Source organism: Streptomyces griseorubiginosus, assembly GCF_036345115.1.
Taxonomy (GTDB): domain Bacteria; phylum Actinomycetota; class Actinomycetes; order Streptomycetales; family Streptomycetaceae; genus Streptomyces; species Streptomyces griseorubiginosus_C.
Genome location: NZ_CP107766.1, coordinates 7,751,007 through 7,772,538, shown reverse-complemented (window position 1 = coordinate 7,772,538; position 21,532 = coordinate 7,751,007). Strand labels below are relative to the sequence as shown.

Here is a 21,532-nt window from a genome sequence, read left to right as displayed (position 1 = left end):
GCTCGAAGGGACTCCCATGAAGACCGTCGTACCGGCCCGCTCCGCCTGGTCCTCCGTCATCCCCGAGGGCGGCACACTCACCATCACCGACCTGCACGGCAACCAGGCCGTCGACTTCCTCGTCTACGACGCCCACGACACGGCCGTCCGCTACAGCGCCCCCGACACCGTCCAGGCGCAGGGCGGCATCTTCCTCACCACGGGCAGCGTCCTGATGTCCAACGAACACACCCCGCTGATGACGGTCACCGCCGACGACGTGGGCCGCCACGACACGGTCGGCGGCGCCTGCTCCAAGGAGTCCAACACCCTGCGCTACGGCCACCACACCTGGTCGCAGCACGCCTGCGTGGACAACTTCCTGGCCGAGGGCGCGAAGTACGGCCTCGGCAAGCGCGACCTCGTCTCCAACATCAACTGGTACATGAACGTGCCGATCGAGCAGGACGGCACCCTCGGCATCGTCGACGGCATCTCCGCCCCCGGCCTCGCCCTGACCCTGCGCGCCGACCGCGACGTCCTCGTCCTGGTCTCCAACTGCCCCCAGATCAACAACCCTTGCAACGGCTTCGACCCGACACCCGTGGAGATGACGATCGGGGCCGACGCATGACCTTCGACACCCTCCTCATAGCCAACCGCGGCGAGATAGCCGTCCGTATCATCCGCACGGCCCGCCAACTCGGCCTGCGCACAGTCGCCGTGTACTCCGACGCCGACCGCGCCGCCCCCCACGTCCGCCTCGCCGACCAGGCCGTACGCCTCGGGCCCGCGCCCGCGAAGGAGTCGTACCTCGACGCCGACCTGGTCCTGAAGGCGGCCAAGGACTCGGGCGCGGGCGCGATCCACCCCGGCTACGGCTTCCTGTCCGAGGACGCCGAGTTCGCGCGCCGGTGCGAGGCGGCGGGGATCGTCTTCGTGGGCCCCACGCCCGAGCAACTGGAGCTGTTCGGCGCGAAGCACACGGCACGGGCCGCGGCGGAGGCGGCCGGGGTGCCGCTGGCACCGGGCACGGGACTGCTGCCCTCGCTCGGAGAAGCACTCCAGGCAGCCGACACCATCGGCTATCCCGTGATGCTCAAGGCCACCGGCGGGGGCGGCGGCATCGGCATGTCGGCCTGCCGATCCGCCGCCGAACTGACCGACGCCTGGGACCGCGTGCAGCGGGTCGCCGCCGCCTCCTTCTCCTCCGCGGGCGTCTTCCTGGAACGGCTCGTCGAGCACGCCCGCCATGTCGAGGTGCAGGTCTTCGGCGACGGCGAGGGTGAGGTCGTCACCTTCGGCGACCGCGACTGCTCCCTCCAGCGCCGCAACCAGAAGGTCGTGGAGGAGGCCCCGGCTCCCGGAATTCCCACCCACATCCGCTCGCAACTCGCCGCCAGTGCCCGCGACTTGTGCGCCTCCGTCGACTACCGCTCCGCCGGAACCGTCGAGTTCGTCTACGACGCCGCCCGCGAGGAGGCCTACTTCCTGGAGGTCAACACCCGCCTCCAGGTGGAGCATCCGGTCACCGAGGAGATCTACGGCGTCGACCTGGTCGCCTGGATGCTCCAACTGGCCCGGGGTGAGCGGGACGTCGTGCGCGAACCCGGCCCCCCGCACGGTCACGCCGTCGAGGCCCGCCTCTACGCCGAGGACCCCTCCCGTGAACACCGGCCCAGCGCGGGCCTGTTGACCCGGGTCGAGTTCCCCACCGGGGTCCGTGTCGACGGCTGGGTGGAGACGGGCACCGAGGTGACCACGTCGTACGACCCGATGCTCGCGAAGGTCATCGCGTACGGCCCCGATCGCGCCCACGCGCTCCGGCGGCTGGACGAGGCGCTGGCCCGCACCCGCGTCGACGGCATCGAGACCAACCTGGGCCTGGTCCGGGCGGCGCTCACGCACACGGACTTCAAGAGGGCCACCCACTCCACGGCGACCCTCACCGAGGTCACCGACCCCACCCCGCGCATCGAGGTCGTGGCCCCCGGCACCCTCACCACGGTCCAGGACTGGCCGGGCCGCACCGGCTACTGGCAGGTCGGCGTGCCCCCGTGCGGCCCCATGGACGACCGTTCCTTCCGGCTCGGCAACACGGCGCTGGGCAACCCGGAGGGCGCCCCCGGACTCGAATGCACCTTGCAGGGACCGTCGTTGAGGTTCACCCACCCCACGACCGTCTGTGTGACGGGCGCCCCGGCCCCGGTCACCGTGGACGGCACACCGGTCGCCCAGTGGGAGCCGGTCACCGTCCCCGCGGGCGGAACCCTGGAGGTCGGCGCCCCCGCCGAGCACGGACTGCGCACCTACGTCCTCGTCGCCGGCGGCCTCGACGTCCCGGACTTCCTCGGCAGCGCCAGCACCTTCACGCTGGGCCGCTTCGGCGGCCACGGCGGACGGGCCCTGCGCACGGGAGACGTGCTGCACGGCGGAAGCCGGACGGAGGGGACGGCCGTACAGGACCCGCCGTCCTGCACCTCCACCTGGCACATCGGAGCCGTCGAAGGCCCGCACGCCGCACCGGAGTTCTTCACCGAGGACGACATCCGCGACTTCTACGCGGCCGACTGGAAGGTCCACTTCAACTCGGCCCGCACCGGCGTCCGCCTGGTCGGCCCCAAGCCCCGCTGGGCCCGGACCGACGGCGGCGAGGCGGGTCTGCACCCGTCCAACATCCACGACACCCCCTACTCGGTCGGAGCCGTCGACTACACCGGTGACATGCCGGTGCTGCTCGGCCCGGACGGGCCCTCGCTGGGCGGTTTCGTCTGTCCGGCGACCGTGATCAGCACCGAGCGCTGGAAACTCGGCCAGCTGCGCCCGGGCGACACCGTGCGCTTCGTACCGGTGAACACGGACGGCTCCGAACGCCCGGCCATCGTGGACGGCGGCATCCTCGCCCGCGACGGCGACGTCACCTACCGCCGCAGCGGCGACGACAACCTGCTGGTCGAGTTCGGCCCCATGCAGCTGGACCTGGCCCTCCGCATGCGCGTCCACGCCCTGATGGAGGCGCTGGCCGAGCGGGGCCCGGACGGCATCACCGACCTCACCCCCGGCATCCGCTCCCTCCAGATCCAGACGAACCCGACCCGCCTCCCCCAACAGCAACTCCTCACCGCGGTAAGGGACATCACCACCTCACTCCCCCCGTCCGACGAACTGGTCGTTCCCTCCCGCACGGTCCACCTCCCCCTCTCCTGGGACGACCCCGCCACCCGTGAGGCGATCGCCCGTTACATGGCGGGGGTTCGCGACGACGCGCCCTGGTGCCCCTGGAACATCGAGTTCATCCGCCGCGTCAACGGCCTGGAGTCGGTGACCGACGTCTACGACACGGTCTTCGACGCCGAGTACCTCGTACTCGGCCTGGGAGACGTCTACTTGGGCGCCCCCGTGGCCACCCCGCTCGACCCGCGCCACCGCCTGGTGACCACGAAGTACAACCCGGCCCGCACCTGGACGGCGGAGAACTCGGTCGGCATCGGCGGCGCCTACCTCTGCATCTACGGCATGGAGGGACCCGGCGGCTACCAGTTCGTGGGCCGTACGACCCAGGTGTGGTCGCCCTGGCAGCAGCGCGGCGCGTTCGAGCCGGGCTCGCCCTGGCTGCTGCGCTTCTTCGACCGCATCAAGTGGTACCCGGTGGAGGCGGACGAACTCCTGGAGCTGCGCGCCGACATCATCTCCGGCCGCTTCGTGCCCCGCGTCGAGGAGGGCACGTTCTCGCTCGCCGAGTACCAGCGCTTCCTCGCCGAACACGGCGATTCCATAGGGGAGTTCAGGACACGCCAGCAGGCGGCCTTCGGCGCGGAGCGGGACGCTTGGGAGGCGGCGGGCGAGTTCGCCCGGGCCGAGTCGGCAGCCGCACCGGCACCCGCTCCCACCGACCTGGTCCTCCCGCCCGGAGCCCGTCTGATCGAGGCCGAGTTCGCGGCCTCCGTATGGCAGTTGAACGTGGCGCCGGGCGACGAGGTGACGGCCGGCCAGCCGCTCCTCGCCCTGGAGGCGATGAAGATGGAGTCCAGGGTGCACGCGCCGGCCGCCGGCGTGGTCACGGAGATCCTGGCCAGGCCGGGCGACCAGGTGGAGGCCGGGACAGCCCTGCTCGTCCTGGCCCCGCCCGCACAGTGAAAAGGGAGCACACCATGTCCACCACCGTCACCCGGGTCCGTGCCGCCTACGACCGCGTCGAGGCCGTGGACCGCCCCGAGATCTGGATCGACCTGCGCCCGCGGGAGGACGTCGAGCGGGAGGCCCGCGCGATCGACGAGCGGCTCGCACAGGGTGAGCAACTGCCCCTCGCGGGCCGCCTGTTCGCCGCCAAGGGCAACATCGACGTGGCCGGACTGCCCACGACGGCGGCCTGTCCGTCGTACGCCTACCACCCCGAGGCCGACGCCCCGGTGGTCGCGGGACTCCGTGCGGCGGGCGCCCTCGTGCTCGGCACCACGAACCTGGACCAGTTCGCGACCGGCCTGGTCGGCACCCGCTCCCCGCACGGCGCGGTCCGCAACGCGTACGCCCCGTCCCGGATCAGCGGCGGCTCCAGCTCCGGCTCGGCGGTCGCCGTGGCCCTCGGCATCGTCGACTTCGCCCTCGGCACCGACACGGCGGGCTCCGGCCGGGTCCCGGCCGCCTTCAACGGCATCGTCGGCCTCAAGCCCACCCGGGGTCTGGTCCCCACCACCGGTGTCGTCCCGGCGTGCGCCTCGATCGACTGCGTGACGGTCTTCGCCCGCACCCTCCCGGAGGCCGAACAGGCGCTGGCCCACATGACGACGGGCACCGCCCCGTCCCTCCCCGGCCGCCGCCCCGGCCCCTGGCGGGTCGCGGTCCCGCCGCGCGAGCAGCTCGGCGAACTGGACGAGGGCTGGGCGGAGGCGTACGAGGCCGCGGTACGACAGCTGACCGCGGCGGGCGCGTCGGTACGCGAACTCGACCTCACGCCCTTCACCGAGGCGGCGGCGATGCTCTACGAGGGCGCGTTCGTGGCCGAGCGCTACACAGCGGTGGGTGCTTTTATCGACAAGGCGACAGCACAGGGCGATCAGACCCTGGACCCCACGGTCGCCGCCATCATCACCCGGGCCCGCGACCTCCCGGCCCACCAGCTCTACGCGGACCTGGACCGCCTGGCCGCCCTGCGGACCCGGGCTTTGGAGGAACTGTCGGACGCGGACGCCCTCCTCCTCCCCACCACCCCCGGCCATCCCACCCTCGCCGAGGTGGCCGCCGACCCCCTGGGCGCCAACGCCCGCCTGGGCCGCTTCACCAACTCCACGAACCTCTTCGACCTGGCGGCGGTGGCGGTCCCGTCCGGCGAGGTGAACGGCCTCCCCTTCGGCGTGATGCTGATCGGCCCGGCCCACACGGACGAACGCCTGGCGAGGATCGCGACCCTGCTCCAGCCCGAGACCCGCCTGGCCGTGGTCGGCGCCCACCTGACGGGCCAGCCCCTGAACCCCCAACTCCTGTCCCTGGGCGCCCGCCTGGACCGCACGACGACCACGGCCCCGGTGTACCACCTGCACGCCCTGCGGACCACGCCGCCCAAGCCGGGTCTGGAACATGTGGGCGAGGGCGGCGCGGAGATCGAGGTGGAGATCTGGAGGATGCCCGCAGCGGGCCTCGGCCAGCTCCTCTCCACCCTCCCCCGCCCCATGGCGCTCGGCCGCGTGCAACTGGCCGACGGCACCGGTGTACCCGGCTTCCTCTGCGAGCCGTCCGCCCTGACGGACGCCAAGGACATCACGTCGTACGGAGGCTGGCGCCCCTATCTGAACGCCGAGTAGGTCAGCCCACCCAGGGGCGCGGGGAACTGCGCGACAAGCCACAACGGACCCGGCCCCGCCCCCGCACCCGTCACCCCACCGACGAGTAGGCCACCACTCCCCGCAGCAACAGATCAACAGCCTTGCGCGCAGCCTTCGCCACACTCGAGCTCTCGGCAGAGACAGGCGCCGCCGCCGAGATCTGCCCCAGCACATCGATCACCTGCTTGCACCACCGCACGAAGTCCCCGGCCGGCATCTCCGCCTCCCGAAGAACCTCGTCGAGCCCCTTCCCGGAAGCCCACATGTACGCGGACCAGGCGAACCCGAGATCCGGCTCCCGCTGCCCGACCCCCTCGGCCTGGTTGATCCGGAAGTCCTCCTCCAGGGCGTCCAGGCGACCCCAGATCCGCACCATCTCCCCGAGCGCGGCCTTGGCCTTCCCGGACGGCAGCTTGGGCGCCATCGCGTCGTCGCCGGCCCGCGACTCGTACACCAGGGCCGAGACGCACGCGGCCAGTTCGGCGGGGCCGAGCCCCTCCCAGACGCCTTCCCGGAGGCACTCGCTGGCGAGCAGGTCGAGTTCGCCGTACAGGCGGGCCAGCCGCTTGCCGTGTTCGGTGACCTCGTCGCCGCGCAGGTAGTCCAGTTCGGTCAGCAGCGCCACGATCCGGTCGAAGGTGCGGGCGATGGTGTTGGTGCGCCCCTCGATCCGCCGCTCCAGCTGGGAGGTGTCCCGCAGCAGCCGGTGGTACCGCTCGGCCCAACGGGCGTGGTCCTCGCGGTCGTTGCACCCGTGGCAGGGGTGCGCCCGGATCGCGGTGCGCAGCCGGGCGATCTCCCGGTCGTCGGCGGCCTGGGACCGCTTCTTGCGGGCCCGCTCGGGCGGGATGTGCCCGGCCTTGGTGCGCAGCGCGGAGGCGAGGTCCCGACGGGACTGCGGTGAGCGGGGGTTGAAGGACTTCGGGATCCGCATCCGCTCCAGCGCCTCGACGGGCACCGGGAAGTCCATCGACGCGAGCCGCTTGACCTGTCGCTCGGCGGTCAGCACCAGCGGCCGCGGTCCGTCGTGGTGTTCGAAGCCCCGGTGGCCGTTGGACCGCCCGGCGGGCAGCCCCGGGTCGAGGACCAGGGCGAGACCGGCGTACTTGCCCGTCGGCACATGGATGACGTCACCCGGCTTGAGCTTTTCCAGCGCCACGGCCGCCTCGGCCCGCCGCTCGTCAGCGCCCTGCCGGGCCAGCTCGGTCTCCCGGTCCTTGAGCTCCCGCCGCAGTCGGGCATACTCCTCGAAGTCGCCGAGGTGGCAGGTCATGGAGGCCTTGTAGCCGTCGAGGCCCTCCTCGTTGCGCTGCACCTGCCGGGAGATCCCGACGACCGACTTGTCGGCCTGGAACTGCGCGAAGGACGTCTCCAGGAGCTCACGCGAGCGGTGCCGCCCGAACTGCTCCACGAGATTGACCGCCATGTTGTACGACGGCTTGAAGCTGGACCGCAGCGGATACGTGCGCGTGCCCGCCAGACCCGCGAGGTGCTCGGGGCTACTGCCGCGCTGCCACAGCACCACCGCGTGGCCCTCGACGTCGATGCCGCGGCGCCCCGCACGCCCCGTCAGCTGGGTGTACTCGCCGGGTGTGATGTCGGCGTGCTGCTCGCCGTTCCACTTGACGAGCTTCTCCAGCACCACGGACCGCGCGGGCATGTTGATGCCCAGGGCGAGCGTCTCGGTCGCGAACACGGCCTTGACCAGGCCGCGCACGAACAGCTCCTCGACGACCTCCTTGAAGGTCGGCAGCATGCCCGCGTGGTGGGCCGCGATACCGCGCTCCAGGCCCTCCAGCCATTCGTAGTACCCGAGGACATGGAGATCCTCGGTGGGGATCGACGCGGTGCGCTCCTCGACGAGCGCGCGCACCTTCGCCCGCGCCTCCTCGTCGTTCAGTCGCAGACCGGCGTACAGGCACTGCTGTACGGCCGCCTCGCAGGCGGCGCGGCTGAAGATGAACGTGATGGCGGGCAGCAGGCCTTCGGCGTCGAGCCGCTCGATGACCTCGGGCCGGCTGGGCGTCCACACCTTGGAGCGCTGCCGGCGCTCCCGCTCCCGGTCGGCCTCGCGCATGGCGCGGCCGCGCCTGCGGTCCTGGTACGACGGCCGCTGGGCCTCCATCCGGGCCAGCCGGGCGAGGTCGGGGTTGACGGCCTTCTTGTTGCCCTCGCCCTCCTCGAACAGGTCGTACATCCGCCGGCCGGCGAGGACGTGCTGGAACAGCGGCACGGGCCGGTGCTCGGAGACGATCACCTGGGTGTCACCGCGGACGGTGTCGAGCCAGTCGCCGAACTCCTCGGCGTTGGACACGGTCGCCGACAGTGACACCAGGGTCACCGACTCGGGGAGGTGGATGATCACCTCCTCCCACACGGCGCCCCGGAAGCGGTCGGAGAGGTAGTGCACCTCGTCCATGACCACGTAGCCGAGGCCGAGGAGGGTCTGCGAGCCCGCGTAGAGCATGTTCCGCAGGACCTCGGTGGTCATCACGACCACGGGGGCGTCGGAGTTGACGCTGTTGTCACCGGTGAGCAGGCCGACCTTGTCGGCGCCGTAACGGCGGCTGAGGTCCGCGTACTTCTGGTTGGACAGCGCCTTGATGGGGGTGGTGTAGAAGCACTTCTTGCCCTGCTGGAGGGCGAGGTGGACGGCGAACTCGCCGACGATCGTCTTGCCGGAGCCGGTGGGGGCGGCCACCAGCACGCCCTTCCCGGCTTCGAGAGCCTTGCAGGCCTCGATCTGGAAGGGGTCGAGACCGAAGTCGTACATCTCGCGGAAGCCCGCGAGCGCGGTGGCCTGCTCGGCTGCCCGCAATTTGGCTGCCGCGTACCGCTCGGCCGGTGAGAGGTCCTCTGTCATCGTGCTTTCGAGCGTACCGGGCCCCACTGACAACAGGACGATCATTATCCGGATCGGATCCCGTGAAACCTGCTCTTCACGCAGTTCACGGACCTATGAGGGCCACGGCTCCCCGGACGCACCGCCCGTCGGGGCGAACAGCCGGGGCATCTCATGCGGTTACCGCGGTCGTTGACCCGAGGTCGAGGCCGGAGGCGAGACAGATTCATGCCCGGGTGTCGATGCGACCGGACGGTAAGTGCGCGGCAAGCAGAAGCGGCCGGTAGCGCCGTAAAGGCGCCCCGGCCGCGACTCGCGGAGGGTGATGACGAGAGAGGCGATCAGGACGGTCCCCTCTCAGGTGTTACAGGGGAGGCCCGCTCGCTCCGGTCACGCCATCACAACCCTGTCCCCGCTCACTCGTAGTAGCTGTACTCCCAGACGTTCGACGGAGTCGTGTCCGAGGCCCCGTCCACCGTGCCCACCTTGATCCAGTAGGTCACGCCTTCCTTGACGTCGTACTGGAAGTGGGCGATGGTCGAGTCCGCCCCCGAGCCGTCGTAGGCCGTAGCGAGCGTCGTACCGGCCGAGTTGGTGAGGTAGCCCCGTACTCCGTGACCGTCCGCGTACGTGTCCCAGACGTAGAAGTGGTCTCCGTCGTCGACGACCGTGACCTGGCCCGCCGTCGTGCCACTGCCGTTGTACGAGCAGTAGCAGGTGGCCGCCTGCGCCGAGCTGGAGGTCACGAAGACCATCCCCGCCGCAGATGCCACGGCCAGCGCTCCGCCGATGATCGTTCGCCTGAACATGTAGCCCCCTGGTTCTCAGAATTGAACGTGAACCTTCAAAACCAAAACGACACTACAGTTCGAATGTGAAGGTAAGGATCTTACTTTACTGATCGTTACCTGCTCGTGATCATAGACTTCCCGCGTGCGCCGACCCGATCAGAGCAACGCAAAGGTGCCCCCTGCTCAGCGGGGGGCACCTTGCTCAGTCTCCGTACCGCTCAGGTGACGTCGTCATATCCGTTCACGCGGGGGCCGTCCGCCTCGGCCTGCTGGGGCAACGACCGGCTGACGGCAACGGTCTCGACTTCGCCGATGTCCTCAGGGGTGAGGTCGAGGTCGGAGGCCTCGTCGTCGGCGGGACCTTCGGCCTCGCGGCGGCGCTTGCGCCGGTCGTTGGCCAGGGAGAAGACCACCGCGAAGAAGTACAGCACCCAAATCGGGCCGGCCAGCGCGAGCATGCTCAGCGGGTCCGTGCTCGGCGTCGCCACGGCGGCGAACACGGTGATGCCCATGATCATGCCCCGCCACCAGCCAAGCATCCGCTTGCCGGTGATCAGGCCGGTGAGATTGAGCATGACCAACAACAGCGGCAACTCGAAGGACAGACCGAAGACGATCACCATGCGGGTGACGAGCTGCAGCAGATCGTCGAGCGGGAGCAGGTTGTCGATGCTGCCGCTCGGCGTGAAGTCGATCAGTACCTTCGCGGTGGTGGGGAGCACCGAGTACGCGAAGTAGGCGCCACCGATGAACAGCGGGGCACCGGTGAACACGAACGCGTATGCGTACTTCTTCTCGTGCCGGTGCAGGCCCGGGGCGACGAACGCCCAGAGCTGGTACAGCCAGATCGGCGAGGCCAGGACGATACCCGCCGTCAGGGAGACCTGGAGGGCCAGCGTGAACGGCGCGAGCAGGCCGTTGATGGTGATCCGGGCGCACTTCCGCGTGGTGTCGTCCGACGACGCCTTGGCGAGTTCCTCGAAGCTCTTGCTGCACCCGATCGAGTCCAGGATCGGCTTCGTCAGGAAGTTGATGATGTCGTTGTAGAAGAAGGCAGCGACCACCGTGACGATGACGATGGCCAGCAAGGCCTTCGCAAGCCGGTTGCGGAGCTCACGAAGGTGATCCGCGAGAGGCATCCGCCCCTCGGGATCCTTCTCCTCTTTGCGGGCAGACTTGAGCAACCCACGTTCCCATCTCGTGCAGGCGGGCCGGAGGTCACCGGCCCCGCGTCAGCGCTTGGTCGTGTCCGTCGGCTCGGTGACCGGGCGCGAGCTCGTCACGTCGCCGGGGGCGGCCTGGATGGTGCGCTGAGAGGCCTGCTCGTCGGTGTTGGGCGGCCCGGCCGGGGTGGCCGTGCTGCTGCCGCCCTCCTCCTTCATCGCCTTGGCCTCGCTCTTGAGGATGCGAGCGGACTTGCCGAGCGAGCGCGCCATGTCGGGAAGCTTCTTCGCGCCGAACAGCAGGATGATGACGACGAGGATGAGAATGATCTCGGGGGCGCCGAGCCTTCCGAACATAAGTCTTTACCTTCTCACCGAGGCGGCTTGTGGGGTGCTGTCCGACCGGTCGGACAAGTGTCCGACCAGTCGTGCTGGCAGCGATCGTAACGCTCAGGGGTGAACGCCTGGCAATCCCTGTGCGTACTCCCGGTTCGCGACCGAGCCTCGTTATCCGGACCGCGACCAGCAGCGTACCTGCCGACCCCGCCCCGGTGACAGGGCGAAGTGGCCCAAAACGCTTCCGACGCTCGACTCACACCTGACTCTCAGCCGTACTCACAGCGAGTCCGCGGAACGCGCCGTGCTCACCGCCGCCCGCTCCAGGTCTTCGGCGGCCCGGTTGATACGCCGCGCCGAGTCGCTGACCTGGCGGCCGAGGCGCTGGGCCTCGAGGAAGACCCGGACGGCGAGCACGCCCAGGACGGCGAGACCCACGAAACCCACTGCTACCGCGAACATCGGCCAGAACATGGCACCGAGCCTAGAGGGTCCAGAGGGACGGGAGGGACTAGAGGGTGGAGTGCAGGCGCAGCGTCCGCACCCCGCCACCGGTCAGCAGCTCCACGATCCGCTCGCCGGCGGGTTTGCGGACGGCGGCACCGCACTCGGGGCAGGTGAAGGAGTAGAAGGTGGCGCGGCTGGTCGCGCCGATGGCCAGGCGCAGGGCACCGGCGGCCAGCTCGAACCGCTCCCGGCAGTCCGGGCAGCTCGCCTTGAAGGTCACCGGAGCCACGCTTCTCATCCCCGCGAAAGCGGCAGCCACCGTCATACCCGCACCTGACGTCGCCGACTCGCTCAAAGCCCCTGCTCCTGCCTGTCGTACTGCCCGTCCTGGCCGTCGCGCCGCCCCTCGGGCCCGGCGTCCGTCCCGTGCGCGCCGAGCGCCTCGACCCCGTCGTAGGCCGCCAGCGCCTCGCGGGCCGCCTCACGGGCGCTGTCGGCGAGGTCGCGCGGCGAGACGATACGGCCGTCGCGGCCGAGCCGGAGCGCCAGGCGCCTGAGCGACGCCGGGTCGGGGGTGCGGAGGGTAATACGCAGCCCGCCGTCGGAAAGCTCATCCGCACTGTCGTGCGGGTAGTACTCGGCGACCCAGCGGCCGCCCGGACCGACCTCGACGACCACTTCGGGATCCTCGGCCGCGGGCTGCACGAGCCCTTCGGAGAGGTCCCTGAGCTCGATCTCGGGGGGCGCGGCGGGCTCGTCGAGGATCTTGATCTCGGCGACCCGGTCGAGCCGGAAGGTGCGCCGCGCCTCGGAGCGGCGGCACCAGGCCTCGACGTAGGTGTGGCCGACGCTGACCAGGCGGATCGGGTCGATCTCACGCTCGGTGACCTCGTCGCGGGCCGGGGAGTAGTAGCGGATCCACAGGCGGCGCCGCTCGGAGATGGCCCGGTCGACGTCCGCGAAGACCCCGCCCTCGGACTCGAAGGTCACCGACAGCCGGGAGCTCGCGCCCGCCTGTTCCCCGGCCGCGGTCTCCACCTTGGCGGTGGCCCGCAGCAGCGCCTGCCGGTCGCTCTCCCGCAGGCCCGGCAGCGTGGCCACCGCGCGGGCGGCCACGAGGAGCGCGGTCGCCTCGTCGGCGGCGAGCCGGAGCGGTTCGGCGGTCTCCTCGCCGAGGGCGGCGGGGTTGTGCCACCAGATCCGCTCGCCGTCGGTGTCGATGTCGAGGAGGTCGCCGCCGCGGAAGCTGGTGCCGCACATGGGCAGCACGTCGAGGTCGGAGACCAGCTCGTCCTCGGTGATCCCGAAGGCCCGGGCGACGTCCTCGACCCGCGCCCCGGGACGCTCCTTCAGGTAGGTCACCAGGGAGAGCATCCTCCGGGTCTGGTCGATGGCGTTCGTCGGCCTGACCGGTTTGCCTGCCATGATCTCTTCCGCTCCCCCTCAGCCCTTGGCCACGGCACGCAGCCGGTCCACCACGTCGGCCCGCAGCTCGGCGGGCTCCAGGACCACCACGTCGGGACCGAACTCCACCAGCCAGGCGTCCAGGCCGTGGCCGTACGGAATCTCCAACTCGTCCCAGCCGTCGCCGAGTTCCCGCACCGCGGTGGCCTTCGCCCGCAAGGGGTATCCGGCGCCCGTGCGCAGCCGGATCAGCGCGCTGCGGTCGGCGGTCTCCCCCGCCCAGCCGGCCACGGTCTCGCGGACGGTGACGACATCCGGTACGGGGGCGGTGAAGCGGGTCCCGCGCGAGCGCACCTTCCCGGTGATCCGGGAGAGCCGGAACACCCGCTCGGCACCCCGGTCGCGGTCGAACCCGGCCAGGTACCAGTGGCCGCGCCAGCACTCCAGCGCCCACGGCTCGACATGGCGGGGCTCGGGGCGGGCGGCGGTGGCCTTGCGGTAGTCGAAGACGACGGGGCGGCGGTCGCGGCAGGCGAGCATCAGCGGCTCGAAGGAGGCCTCGTGCACCGGGATGCGCGGCTCCAGGGCGCCATGGGCCTCGTACGGGTCGACGTCCTCGGGCAGTCCCGCCGCGCGCAGCTTCTGCAACGCGCCGCTGGCCGCGCCCGCGAGCCGGGCCTGCTGCCACACCTTGGCGGCAAGGCCCAGGGCGGCTGCCTCCTCGGCGTCGAGGGTGATGGGCGGCAGCCGGTTGCTGTCCCGCCGCGCGAGATAACCGACTTCACCGTCGAGGTTCTCAACGGTCTCGATGACGAGCCCGAGTTCGCGCAGATCGTCCTTGTCGCGCTCGAACATCCGGTTGAAGGAGTCGTCGGAATTCGCTTCCAGGTAGGCCTCGATGGACTCCCGAAGCTCCCGCTTGCTGAGCGGCCGTCGCGTCCCGAGCAGACACAGCGCCAGGTTCATCAGCCGCTCGGCCTTGGCAATGGCCATCGACGCCCTTCGCCTCCCTATGGTGCTTACGGACGATGACCGTACCGCCCCGGAGGAGCAAGGCAAAAGCCGAGGGCCCATGCACGGACAGGCATGGACCCTGGTCGATCGGGTCCGGTCGGATGCCGTACGACGATCCGACCGCGACGCGATCTTTTACGACTGTTCCGATGTCGCGGTACGACGATCAGACGGCGATGAGGTCGACCACGAAGATCAGGGTCTCACCGGGCTTGATCGCCGGGGTGGGGCTCTGGTTGCCGTAGGCGAGGTGGGCCGGAATGGTCAGCTGGCGACGGCCACCGACCTTCATGCCCTGCACACCCTGGTCCCAGCCCTTGATGACCCGGCCGCCGCCCAGCGGGAAGCGGAAGGGCTGACCGCGGTTCCAGCTGGCGTCGAACTCCTCGCCGGTGCTGAAGGAGACGCCCACGTAGTGGACGGTGACGGTCTGGCCGGCCTGCGCAACCTCGCCGTCGCCCTCCCAGATGTCCTTGATCTCCAGGTCCGCCGGGGGCGCGCCCTCAGGGAAGTCGATCTCGGGCTTGTCGATGCTCACGTCACTCGCTCCTGCTTGTTCACGGAAAGGCAACAGGGACCAGTCTTACATCCCCGCCGTGAGGACCCGCGCGCATGTCCCCCGTGCGTCACATCTTCGCCAGGATGTCCACGGTGAAGACAAGCGTGGAGTCCTTCTCGATACCGCTGCCGGCCGGCGGCTTGTCGCCGTAGCCCAGCTTCGGCGGGATCGAGATGAGCACCCGACTGCCCACCTTCTTGCCGGTCAGGCCCTGCGCCCAGCCCTTGACGACCTGCTGGAGCGAGAACGACGCCAGCTGCTTCCTGCTGTACGTCGAGTCGAACTCCTTGCCGGAGTCCCACACCACGCCCTTGTACTGCACGAGCAGGGTGCTGTCGGCCGCGACCTCGTCGCCGTCGCCCTCGATCACGTACTCCGACACCAGCTTGGTGGGCGCGGCCTTCTTGGGGACCTCGATGGAGGGGGCCTTGCCGTCGGTGTTGGTGCCGACCTTGGGCAGGGCGGCGTCGGTCTGCGGGACGTTCTTGCCCTTGGCGGAGCTCTTGCCGTTGAACGAGTTCTGGATGTCCACGACGAACACCAGCGTGTCGGTGCCCTTGATGCCCGCCTGCGCGTTGCCCTCCTTGCCGTACGCCCAGGTGGGCGGGACGGAGAACAGGACTCGGCTGCCGGCCTTCTTGCCGGCCAGGGCGTACCGCCAGCCGTCGATGATGCTGTTCTGCGCGAGCTGGATCACCAGCGGCGTCTTGCGGTCGTAGGAGTTGTCGAAGATCTTCGCGGTGGAATAGATCTGGCCGAGGTAGTGGGCCTGGACGTAGTCGCCCTCGGCGACCGTGGTGCCGTTGCCCGTGATCAGCGTCTTGACCGCGAGCTGGTCGGACGGCTCGCCGCTGCCCTTGGCGACGGTCGGCTTCTCACCGAACTTGGCGCCCGCGGTGATCGCCGGCAGCGGTCCGTCGACGATCTTCGGCGACGGCGCCGCCGAGGCCGAGGACGACGCCGAGGGTGACGTGCTGTCGCTCGCCTTGCTCGAGTCGGACTTGTCGTCACCGCATGCGGCGAGTGTGGCCAGTCCTGCGGGAACGGCAATGATGAGTGAGCGTCGGCGCACGGTGGGGGCCTCGTAATCGGTCGATCTTGTTGATGGCGTGCGCGCAACTCTACGGCGTGCGAAGGGCGCCGTACGGGAAACGTACGGCGCCCGTGTTGCGTTCCGGCAGTGACGCGGAACGCATTGCTCACATTCCGGCGATCAGTTTCTCCACCCGGTCGTCGACCGATCGGAACGGGTCCTTGCACAACACCGTGCGCTGCGCCTGGTCGTTGAGCTTCAGGTGCACCCAGTCGACGGTGAAGTCCCGGCGCTGTTCCTGGGCCCTGCGGATGAAGTCACCGCGCAGCCGGGCCCGAGTGGTCTGCGGCGGAACGGACTTGCCCTCGAAGATCTTCAAGTCGTTGCAGATACGGGCGGCTTGGCCCTTCCTCTCCAGAAGGTAGTAGAGACCACGACGGCGGTGAATGTCGTGATACGCGAGGTCTATCTGCGCGACCCGCGGGTGGGACATGGTCATGTTGTGCTTGGCCCGGTACCGCTCGATCAGCTTGTACTTCATGACCCAGTCGATCTCGGTGCCGATCCGGTCGAGGTCCTCGGCCTCGATCGCGTCCAGCGTGCGGCCCCACAGCTCCAGGACCTGCTCGACGGTGCCGGTGCGGATGCCCCGGCGCTCGCAGAAGTCCACGGCCTTCTCGTAGTACTCGCGCTGCACCTCCAGCGCGGAGGCCTCCCGGCCGCTGGCCAGACGCACCTTGCGCCGGCCGGTGATGTCGTGGCTGACCTCGCGGATCGCCCGGATCGGGTTCTCCAGGGTCAGGTCGCGCATCACGGTGCCCGCCTCGATCATGCGCAGCACCAGGTCGGTCGCGCCGACCTTGAGCAGCATGGTCGTCTCGGACATGTTCGAGTCGCCCACGATGACGTGCAGACGGCGGTAGCGCTCGGCGTCGGCGTGCGGTTCGTCGCGGGTGTTGATGATCGGCCGGGAGCGGGTCGTCGCCGAGGAGACGCCCTCCCAGATGTGCTCGGCCCGCTGGCTGACGCAGTACACCGCGCCCCGCGGGGTCTGCAGCACCTTGCCGGCACCGCACAGAAGCTGCCGGGTGACCAGGAACGGAATGAGAATGTCCGCGAGCCGGGAGAACTCCCCGTGGCGTGCGACGAGGTAGTTCTCGTGGCAGCCGTAGGAGTTTCCGGCCGAGTCGGTGTTGTTCTTGAAGAGGTAGACGTCGCCCGCGATTCCTTCCTCGTGCAGGCGTCGTTCGGCGTCCACCAGGAGTCCTTCGAGAATGCGCTCGCCGGCCTTGTCGTGGGTGACCAGTTCGGTCACGTTGTCACATTCGGGTGTCGCGTATTCCGGATGTGAGCCCACGTCGAGATAGAGGCGTGCGCCGTTTCGCAGAAAGACATTGCTGCTGCGGCCCCATGACACGACACGGCGGAAGAGGTACCGCGCCACCTCGTCGGGAGACAGGCGCCGCTGTCCCCTGAACGTACACGTGACGCCGTACTCGTTCTCCAGCCCGAAAATGCGGCGGTCCATGAGTGAACATTACGCCCGATCCCCCGAGCTGAAACGGGGTTCGGCAGCACGGTTTGGATCATTTTCCGTCGACGACGCAACTACCGCCCGCACCACGGGAGCTGTGAGGACGCGCCCCGTGACCAGCAGAACCAGCAACGACACACCCCCCGCGGCCCCCGGCACGGCGAAGCCCCACAGGGCCCCGCCCCGCTCGACGACCGGGCCCGCGAGGCCCGTTCCGACCGAGGCGCCCACGGTGAACGTCGTCACGAGCCACGAGAAGGCCTCGGTGACCGTCCCGGTCGGCGCGTGCCGGTCCACCAGGACGAAGGCGCACGCGATGACCGGCGCCAGGAACACCCCGGCGAGCACCGCGAGCAGCGTCATGGCGACCGCCCCCGGCATCAGCATGAGCGGCAGGTAACACACCGCCAGGAAGCCCACCAGCACCTGCAGTCGCCGTGCCGGCTCACCCGCCCACTGCCGCGCCCCGTACGCCGTACCGCCCACCAGGGCCCCCAGCCCGATCCCGGCCATCAGCCAGCCGTACACCGCGTCCCCGCCGTGGTCGTCGGCGTACGACACGGAGGCGACCGTGATGGACCCCAGCGCGATCCCCACGAACAGGAACGCGCCCAGCATCGCCAGCAGCCCGCGCGAGCGCAGCGCGCCGAGCCAGTGCGCCTCACGCGGTGCGGACCGCCACGCGCGCGTGGGCGGCGCCACGGCCACGGAGAGCGCGCCGAGCACCCCCACGGCGTTCAGCACCAGCAGGGCCGCCCGCTCCGACCACAGTGACACGCACAGCGTCACCAGCAACGGGCCCACGGTGAACATCACCTCCTGCGCCACGGCGTCCATCGCGTACGCCCGGTGCACCTGGTCCTCCCGGCGCAGCACCGAGGGCCACAGCGCCCGCAGCCCGCCCTCCAGGGGCGGTGTGAACAGCCCGGCGGCCGCCACGCAGGCGTAGGCGAGGGCGAGCGGGTCGGTGCCGCAGAACGCGAAGCCCGCCATGGCGAGCGCCGACAGGACCGCGGCGGGGAGCTGGACGCGCGGCTGGCCGTGCAGGTCCACCAGCCGGCCCAGGACCGGCTGGCCGACGGCGTTGGCGACGCCGTACACCGCCGCCAGGCCGCCCGCCAGGCTGTAGGTGCCGCCCTCGGACCGCACGAACAGCACCATGGCGATCGCCGCGGTCGCGTTGGGCAGCCGCCCCACCAACGTGCCCGTCAGCAGGCGTGCCGCGTGCCTCGCCCTGAGGATCTCCAGGTAACCCGCGGCCATCCCCGCCTCCAAGTAATACGTATAACGTCCGCTCCCATACGTACCATGTGCGCTGTTCGGACGTCCAGACGACCGGCGTGAACCCAGGGCACCAGCGCCCGGCGAACGCCAGCAGAGGAGCACGCCCGCGGTGGCACGCAGCAACACGCGCCCGACCAGCCGTGACGTCGCCCAGGCGGCCGGGGTCTCCCAGGCCGCCGTCTCACTCGTCCTCGGCGACAAATGGCGCGGCCGGGTCTCCGAGGCCACCGCCGAACGCGTCCGGGAAGCCGCCCGCGACCTCGGCTACCGCCCCAACCTCGCCGCCCGCAACCTCCGCCTCGGCCGCACCCGCACCGTCCTCCTGGTCGTCCCCGCACTGACCACGGAGTTCTTCGCCGGCGTCTACACCGGCGCCGCACGCGTCGCCGCCGACCACGGCTTCGGCGTCGTCCTCTACCCCTCACCCGAGGGCATCGGCCCCGCCCGCGACCCCTTCGCCTCCGCCCAGGCCGCCCTCGACGGCGTCATCGCCTCCTCCATGGCCGCCGACGCCCTCACCGCCATCCGCGGCGACCAGCTCCCCCTCGTCATGCTCGACAGCGACCCCTCCGGCAGCCTCGGCGCCGCCACCGTCAACCTCGACATCGCCGACGGCATCCGCCAGGTCACCACCCACCTCCTGGACCTCGGCCACCGCCGCTTCCTGCACCTCGCCGCCGACGTGCCCTCCTGGACCTTCGAGGTCCGCGCCCGCGAACTCGCCGCACGACTCGCCCCGGTCCCCGGCACCTCCGTCCGCACGGCCCGCGCCTCCATCTCCATCGACGGCGCCCTGGCCGCCGCGGAGGCCGCCCTCGCCGCCCCCGGCCCCCGCCCCACCGCCCTGGTCTGCGACGACGACAAACTCGCCGCCGGCGCCTACAAAGCCGTACGACGGCTCGGCCTGCGCGTCCCCGACGACATCTCCGTCACCGGCCTCGACGACCTCGCCCTCGCCACCGCCCTCGACCCCGAACTGACGACCGTACGACTCGACGCCGAACTCTTCGGCGAACACGGCATGCGGGCCCTCCTCGCCGTCCTGGAGGGCCGCACACCCGACGCCGGAGACATCCCGGTCGAGTTGGTCGTACGAGGCTCCACGGCCCCGCCCAGCGCCCCCTGAACGCCCTGTGCCCCGGCCGGGAGATCGGCCGGGGCACAGCAGGGACGAACCGCTCCGCGGAACTACTCCTCCTCGGAGCCCTCCGGCTCCTCAGCGCTCTCCGCCTCCGTGGTCGCGCCCTCGGCCTCCAGCAGCCGGGACAGCTGACGCCCCACGATCCGCTTGAACTTCCGCTGCTGCGGACGCGTACGGTCCAGCACCGCCACCTCGAGCCGCTCCGCGGGGATCTCCCGCTCACTGCCGTTGGTGTCACGCGACAGCGCCTGCACCGCCAGCTTCAGCGCCTCCGCCAGACTCACACCGTCCTGGTGCCGCTGATCCAGATAACTGCTGATCTGCTCGGCATTACCGCCCACCGCGACCGAACCGTGCTCGTCCACGATCGAACCGTCGTGCGGCAGCCGGTAGATCTGGTCACCGTCCGGAGTCTCACCGACCTCCGCCACCACCAGCTCCACCTCGTACGGCTTCTCACCGGCCGAGGAGAAGATCGTGCCCAGCGTCTGCGCGTAGACGTTGGCGAGACCACGCGCTGTCACGTCATCACGGTCATAGGTGTACCCACGGAGATCGGCGTACCGCACGCCACCGATCCGCAGGTTCTCGTACTCGTTGTACTTGCCGGCGGCCGCGAAGCCGATCCGGTCGTAGATCTCGCTGAACTTGTGCAGCGCACGGGACGGATTCTCACCGACGAACACGATGCCGTCGGCATACTGCAGCACGACCAGGCTGCGACCACGGGCGATGCCCTTGCGGGCGTACTCGGCCCGGTCGGCCATCGCCTGCTGAGGGGAAACATAGAACGGCGTCGACACCGGTTATCCGTCCCTTTCTGTGGAAGTCACTGCGATCACCTTGAACAAGACGACAGACGCCTACAGCAGCGCGGCCCGCGGGCCGTCGGGCTGCTCCAGCCGCCGCTCGAGAATCGAACGGGCGATCTCGGAGGACTCCTCGTCGGTGAGCCGACGGAAGCCGTCCTCGGTGATCACGGTGACGATCGGGTAGATCCGGCGGGCGACATCGGGACCACCGGTCGCCGAGTCGTCGTCAGCCGCGTCGTACAGGGCCTGCACCACGAGCGTGGTCGCCTGCTCCTCAGTCAGGTCGTCACGGTAGAGCTTCTTCATCGCCCCGCGCGCGAAGATCGAACCGGAGCCGGTGGCGGCGTAGTTCTGCTCCTCGGAACGGCCGCCGGTGACGTCGTAGGAGAAGATCCGCCCCTTGTTCCGGTCGACGTCGTACCCCGCGAACAGCGGCACGACGGCGAGGCCCTGCATGGCCATGCCGAGGTTGGACCGGATCATGGTGGACAGCCGGTTCGCCTTGCCCTCCAGCGAGAGCTGAGCGCCCTCCACCTTCTCGAAGTGCTCCAGCTCCAGCTGGAACAGCTTCACCATCTCCACGGCGAGACCGGCGGTGCCGGCGATCCCGACGGCCGAGTACTCGTCGGCCGGGAACACCTTCTCGATGTCCCGCTGGGCGATGACGTTGCCCATGGTGGCGCGACGGTCACCGGCCAGCACCACGCCCCCGGGGAACGTGACGGCGACGATGGTCGTCCCGTGCGGCGCCTCGATCACGCCCTGCGTGGGCGGCAGTTGCCGGTTCCCCGGCAGCATCTCCGGCTGATGCTCGGACAGGAAGTCCATGAAGGACGACGACCCAGGCGTCAGGAAGGCAGCTGGTAGACGCCCGGTGCTACGAGTGTTGGCTTCCACGCGATTCCTTCCACATAAGCAGCAGCCCGCCTTATGGCATCGGGCCGATCCTTGAACTGCCCCAGTGCGGCATTGCAGCTGAAGCACAGTACGCCTCGGACCCTACCCGTCTTGTGGCAGTGATCCACATGCTCCGGCAGAGCCGCCAAACATATGCAGCAGACGCCCCCTTGAGAGGCGACCAACTCGTCGCGCTCCGCCTCGGTGATGCCGTACTGACGCTTCAGATGGTCCCGCCGGCTCTGAGCCGCCCTGCATGACTTGCAGCGCGTCGACAGCCCGTCGGAGGCGGTCGCATTGCGATGCCACTCACGGTGCGGCTTGACCTCGCCGCACGTGCGGCAGAGCTTGTGTCCGTCCGGGACGTCCACGTGCTCCCGAACCGACTTGCCCATGGCCTCCCGGCGCCGCCGGTAGTGCGCGGCGCTGTATTCCGCCACGCACTCCCGGCAGTGCACCTGGAGTCCGTCACGCCGG

The 21,532-nt window shown here is 70.1% G+C and carries 19 protein-coding genes; 4 read left to right on the top strand and 15 right to left on the bottom strand.

From position 1 onward, the window contains the following. The first annotated feature begins 16 nt into the window (after positions 1-16). From OHN19_RS35130 to atzF, 3 genes are read left to right on the top strand one after another with little or no spacing between them, the layout of a single operon-like run. Positions 17-613, top strand: a complete 597-nt coding sequence (locus tag OHN19_RS35130) for an urea amidolyase associated protein UAAP2 (RefSeq protein ID WP_330268056.1) — start codon at positions 17-19, stop codon at positions 611-613. Continuing rightward, positions 610-4,116: a 5-oxoprolinase/urea amidolyase family protein gene (locus OHN19_RS35125; RefSeq protein ID WP_330268055.1), complete on the top strand. Its 3,507-nt coding sequence runs from the start codon at positions 610-612 to the stop codon at positions 4,114-4,116. The genes OHN19_RS35130 and OHN19_RS35125 overlap by 4 nt, the downstream gene beginning before the upstream one ends. A 14-nt stretch (positions 4,117-4,130) precedes the next feature. Continuing rightward, a complete protein-coding gene (gene atzF, locus OHN19_RS35120; RefSeq protein WP_330268054.1) occupies positions 4,131-5,777 on the top strand; it encodes an allophanate hydrolase in 1,647 nt (548 codons plus the stop codon). 70 nt (positions 5,778-5,847) lie between these two features. Here the strand turns inward: atzF and OHN19_RS35115 are convergent, their stop codons facing one another. The 12 genes from OHN19_RS35115 to OHN19_RS35060 all read right to left on the bottom strand — a co-directional run bounded on the left by OHN19_RS35115 (position 5,848) and on the right by OHN19_RS35060 (position 18,184). After that, positions 5,848-8,706: a DEAD/DEAH box helicase gene (locus OHN19_RS35115; protein ID WP_330268053.1), complete on the bottom strand. Its 2,859-nt coding sequence runs from the start codon at positions 8,704-8,706 to the stop codon at positions 5,848-5,850. 350 nt (positions 8,707-9,056) lie between these two features. Beyond that, positions 9,057-9,449: a hypothetical protein gene (locus OHN19_RS35110; protein ID WP_330268052.1), complete on the bottom strand. Its 393-nt coding sequence runs from the start codon at positions 9,447-9,449 to the stop codon at positions 9,057-9,059. Positions 9,450-9,649: 200 nt separating this feature from the next. Further along, positions 9,650-10,615 (bottom strand): twin-arginine translocase subunit TatC, encoded by a 966-nt coding sequence (gene tatC / locus OHN19_RS35105; protein ID WP_330268051.1) that lies wholly within the window; start codon positions 10,613-10,615, stop codon positions 9,650-9,652. Positions 10,616-10,663: 48 nt separating this feature from the next. Then, positions 10,664-10,951 (bottom strand): Sec-independent protein translocase subunit TatA, encoded by a 288-nt coding sequence (tatA, locus tag OHN19_RS35100; RefSeq protein WP_123759650.1) that lies wholly within the window; start codon positions 10,949-10,951, stop codon positions 10,664-10,666. Positions 10,952-11,209: 258 nt separating this feature from the next. After that, positions 11,210-11,404, bottom strand: coding sequence for a hypothetical protein (locus OHN19_RS35095; RefSeq protein WP_330268050.1), 195 nt, complete (start codon positions 11,402-11,404; stop codon positions 11,210-11,212). Between the two features lie 37 nt (positions 11,405-11,441). Next, positions 11,442-11,732: a hypothetical protein gene (locus OHN19_RS35090; protein ID WP_330268049.1), complete on the bottom strand. Its 291-nt coding sequence runs from the start codon at positions 11,730-11,732 to the stop codon at positions 11,442-11,444. Further along, positions 11,729-12,802, bottom strand: a complete 1,074-nt coding sequence (locus OHN19_RS35085) for a WYL domain-containing protein (RefSeq protein WP_330268048.1) — start codon at positions 12,800-12,802, stop codon at positions 11,729-11,731. The genes OHN19_RS35090 and OHN19_RS35085 overlap by 4 nt, the downstream gene beginning before the upstream one ends. 18 nt (positions 12,803-12,820) lie before the next feature. Further along, positions 12,821-13,774 (bottom strand): helix-turn-helix transcriptional regulator, encoded by a 954-nt coding sequence (locus OHN19_RS35080; RefSeq protein WP_330268047.1) that lies wholly within the window; start codon positions 13,772-13,774, stop codon positions 12,821-12,823. A gap of 187 nt (positions 13,775-13,961) precedes the next feature. Next, complete coding sequence (locus OHN19_RS35075) at positions 13,962-14,333, bottom strand: FKBP-type peptidyl-prolyl cis-trans isomerase (protein WP_020141356.1); 372 nt, start codon at positions 14,331-14,333, stop codon at positions 13,962-13,964. An 88-nt stretch (positions 14,334-14,421) separates the two neighbouring features. Beyond that, positions 14,422-15,426: an FKBP-type peptidyl-prolyl cis-trans isomerase gene (locus OHN19_RS35070; RefSeq protein WP_330268046.1), complete on the bottom strand. Its 1,005-nt coding sequence runs from the start codon at positions 15,424-15,426 to the stop codon at positions 14,422-14,424. A 127-nt stretch (positions 15,427-15,553) separates the two neighbouring features. Next, positions 15,554-16,915: a Pup--protein ligase gene (gene pafA / locus OHN19_RS35065; protein ID WP_059196529.1), complete on the bottom strand. Its 1,362-nt coding sequence runs from the start codon at positions 16,913-16,915 to the stop codon at positions 15,554-15,556. A gap of 9 nt (positions 16,916-16,924) precedes the next feature. Continuing rightward, complete coding sequence (locus tag OHN19_RS35060) at positions 16,925-18,184, bottom strand: MFS transporter (protein ID WP_330268045.1); 1,260 nt, start codon at positions 18,182-18,184, stop codon at positions 16,925-16,927. 130 nt (positions 18,185-18,314) lie between these two features. On the opposite strand from OHN19_RS35060, the gene OHN19_RS35055 reads away from it, so the two are divergent. Next, positions 18,315-19,331 (top strand): LacI family DNA-binding transcriptional regulator, encoded by a 1,017-nt coding sequence (locus OHN19_RS35055; protein ID WP_330268044.1) that lies wholly within the window; start codon positions 18,315-18,317, stop codon positions 19,329-19,331. Positions 19,332-19,393: 62 nt separating this feature from the next. Here the strand turns inward: OHN19_RS35055 and prcA are convergent, their stop codons facing one another. From prcA to OHN19_RS35040, 3 genes are read right to left on the bottom strand one after another with little or no spacing between them, the layout of a single operon-like run. Further along, the gene (gene prcA / locus OHN19_RS35050) at positions 19,394-20,149 is read right to left on the bottom strand and encodes a proteasome subunit alpha (protein WP_330268043.1); all 756 of its coding nucleotides are present in this window, start codon (positions 20,147-20,149) and stop codon (positions 19,394-19,396) included. 60 nt (positions 20,150-20,209) lie between these two features. After that, entirely contained in the window at positions 20,210-21,055 is an 846-nt protein-coding gene (gene prcB / locus OHN19_RS35045; RefSeq protein WP_330268042.1) for a proteasome subunit beta, read from the bottom strand. Continuing rightward, positions 21,007-21,450 (bottom strand): endonuclease VII domain-containing protein, encoded by a 444-nt coding sequence (locus OHN19_RS35040; protein WP_419249585.1) that lies wholly within the window; start codon positions 21,448-21,450, stop codon positions 21,007-21,009. The genes prcB and OHN19_RS35040 overlap by 49 nt, the downstream gene beginning before the upstream one ends. Positions 21,451-21,532 lie beyond the last annotated feature (82 nt).

What these genes read in the sequence shown, in the direction of transcription:
- OHN19_RS35080 (WP_330268047.1), bottom strand. Translation starts at nt 13,774, where the DNA reads ATGGCCATTGCCAAGGCCGAGCGGCTGATGAACCTGGCGCTGTGTCTG.
- atzF (WP_330268054.1), top strand. Translation starts at nt 4,131, where the DNA reads ATGTCCACCACCGTCACCCGGGTCCGTGCCGCCTACGACCGCGTCGAG.
- OHN19_RS35130 (WP_330268056.1), top strand. Translation starts at nt 17, where the DNA reads ATGAAGACCGTCGTACCGGCCCGCTCCGCCTGGTCCTCCGTCATCCCC.
- pafA (WP_059196529.1), bottom strand. Translation starts at nt 16,915, where the DNA reads ATGGACCGCCGCATTTTCGGGCTGGAGAACGAGTACGGCGTCACGTGT.
- OHN19_RS35115 (WP_330268053.1), bottom strand. Translation starts at nt 8,706, where the DNA reads ATGATCGTCCTGTTGTCAGTGGGGCCCGGTACGCTCGAAAGCACGATG.
- OHN19_RS35040 (WP_419249585.1), bottom strand. Translation starts at nt 21,450, where the DNA reads ATGGGCAAGTCGGTTCGGGAGCACGTGGACGTCCCGGACGGACACAAG.
- OHN19_RS35060 (WP_330268045.1), bottom strand. Translation starts at nt 18,184, where the DNA reads ATGGCCGCGGGTTACCTGGAGATCCTCAGGGCGAGGCACGCGGCACGC.
- OHN19_RS35125 (WP_330268055.1), top strand. Translation starts at nt 610, where the DNA reads ATGACCTTCGACACCCTCCTCATAGCCAACCGCGGCGAGATAGCCGTC.
- OHN19_RS35110 (WP_330268052.1), bottom strand. Translation starts at nt 9,449, where the DNA reads ATGTTCAGGCGAACGATCATCGGCGGAGCGCTGGCCGTGGCATCTGCG.
- OHN19_RS35085 (WP_330268048.1), bottom strand. Translation starts at nt 12,802, where the DNA reads ATGGCAGGCAAACCGGTCAGGCCGACGAACGCCATCGACCAGACCCGG.
- tatA (WP_123759650.1), bottom strand. Translation starts at nt 10,951, where the DNA reads ATGTTCGGAAGGCTCGGCGCCCCCGAGATCATTCTCATCCTCGTCGTC.
- OHN19_RS35095 (WP_330268050.1), bottom strand. Translation starts at nt 11,404, where the DNA reads ATGTTCTGGCCGATGTTCGCGGTAGCAGTGGGTTTCGTGGGTCTCGCC.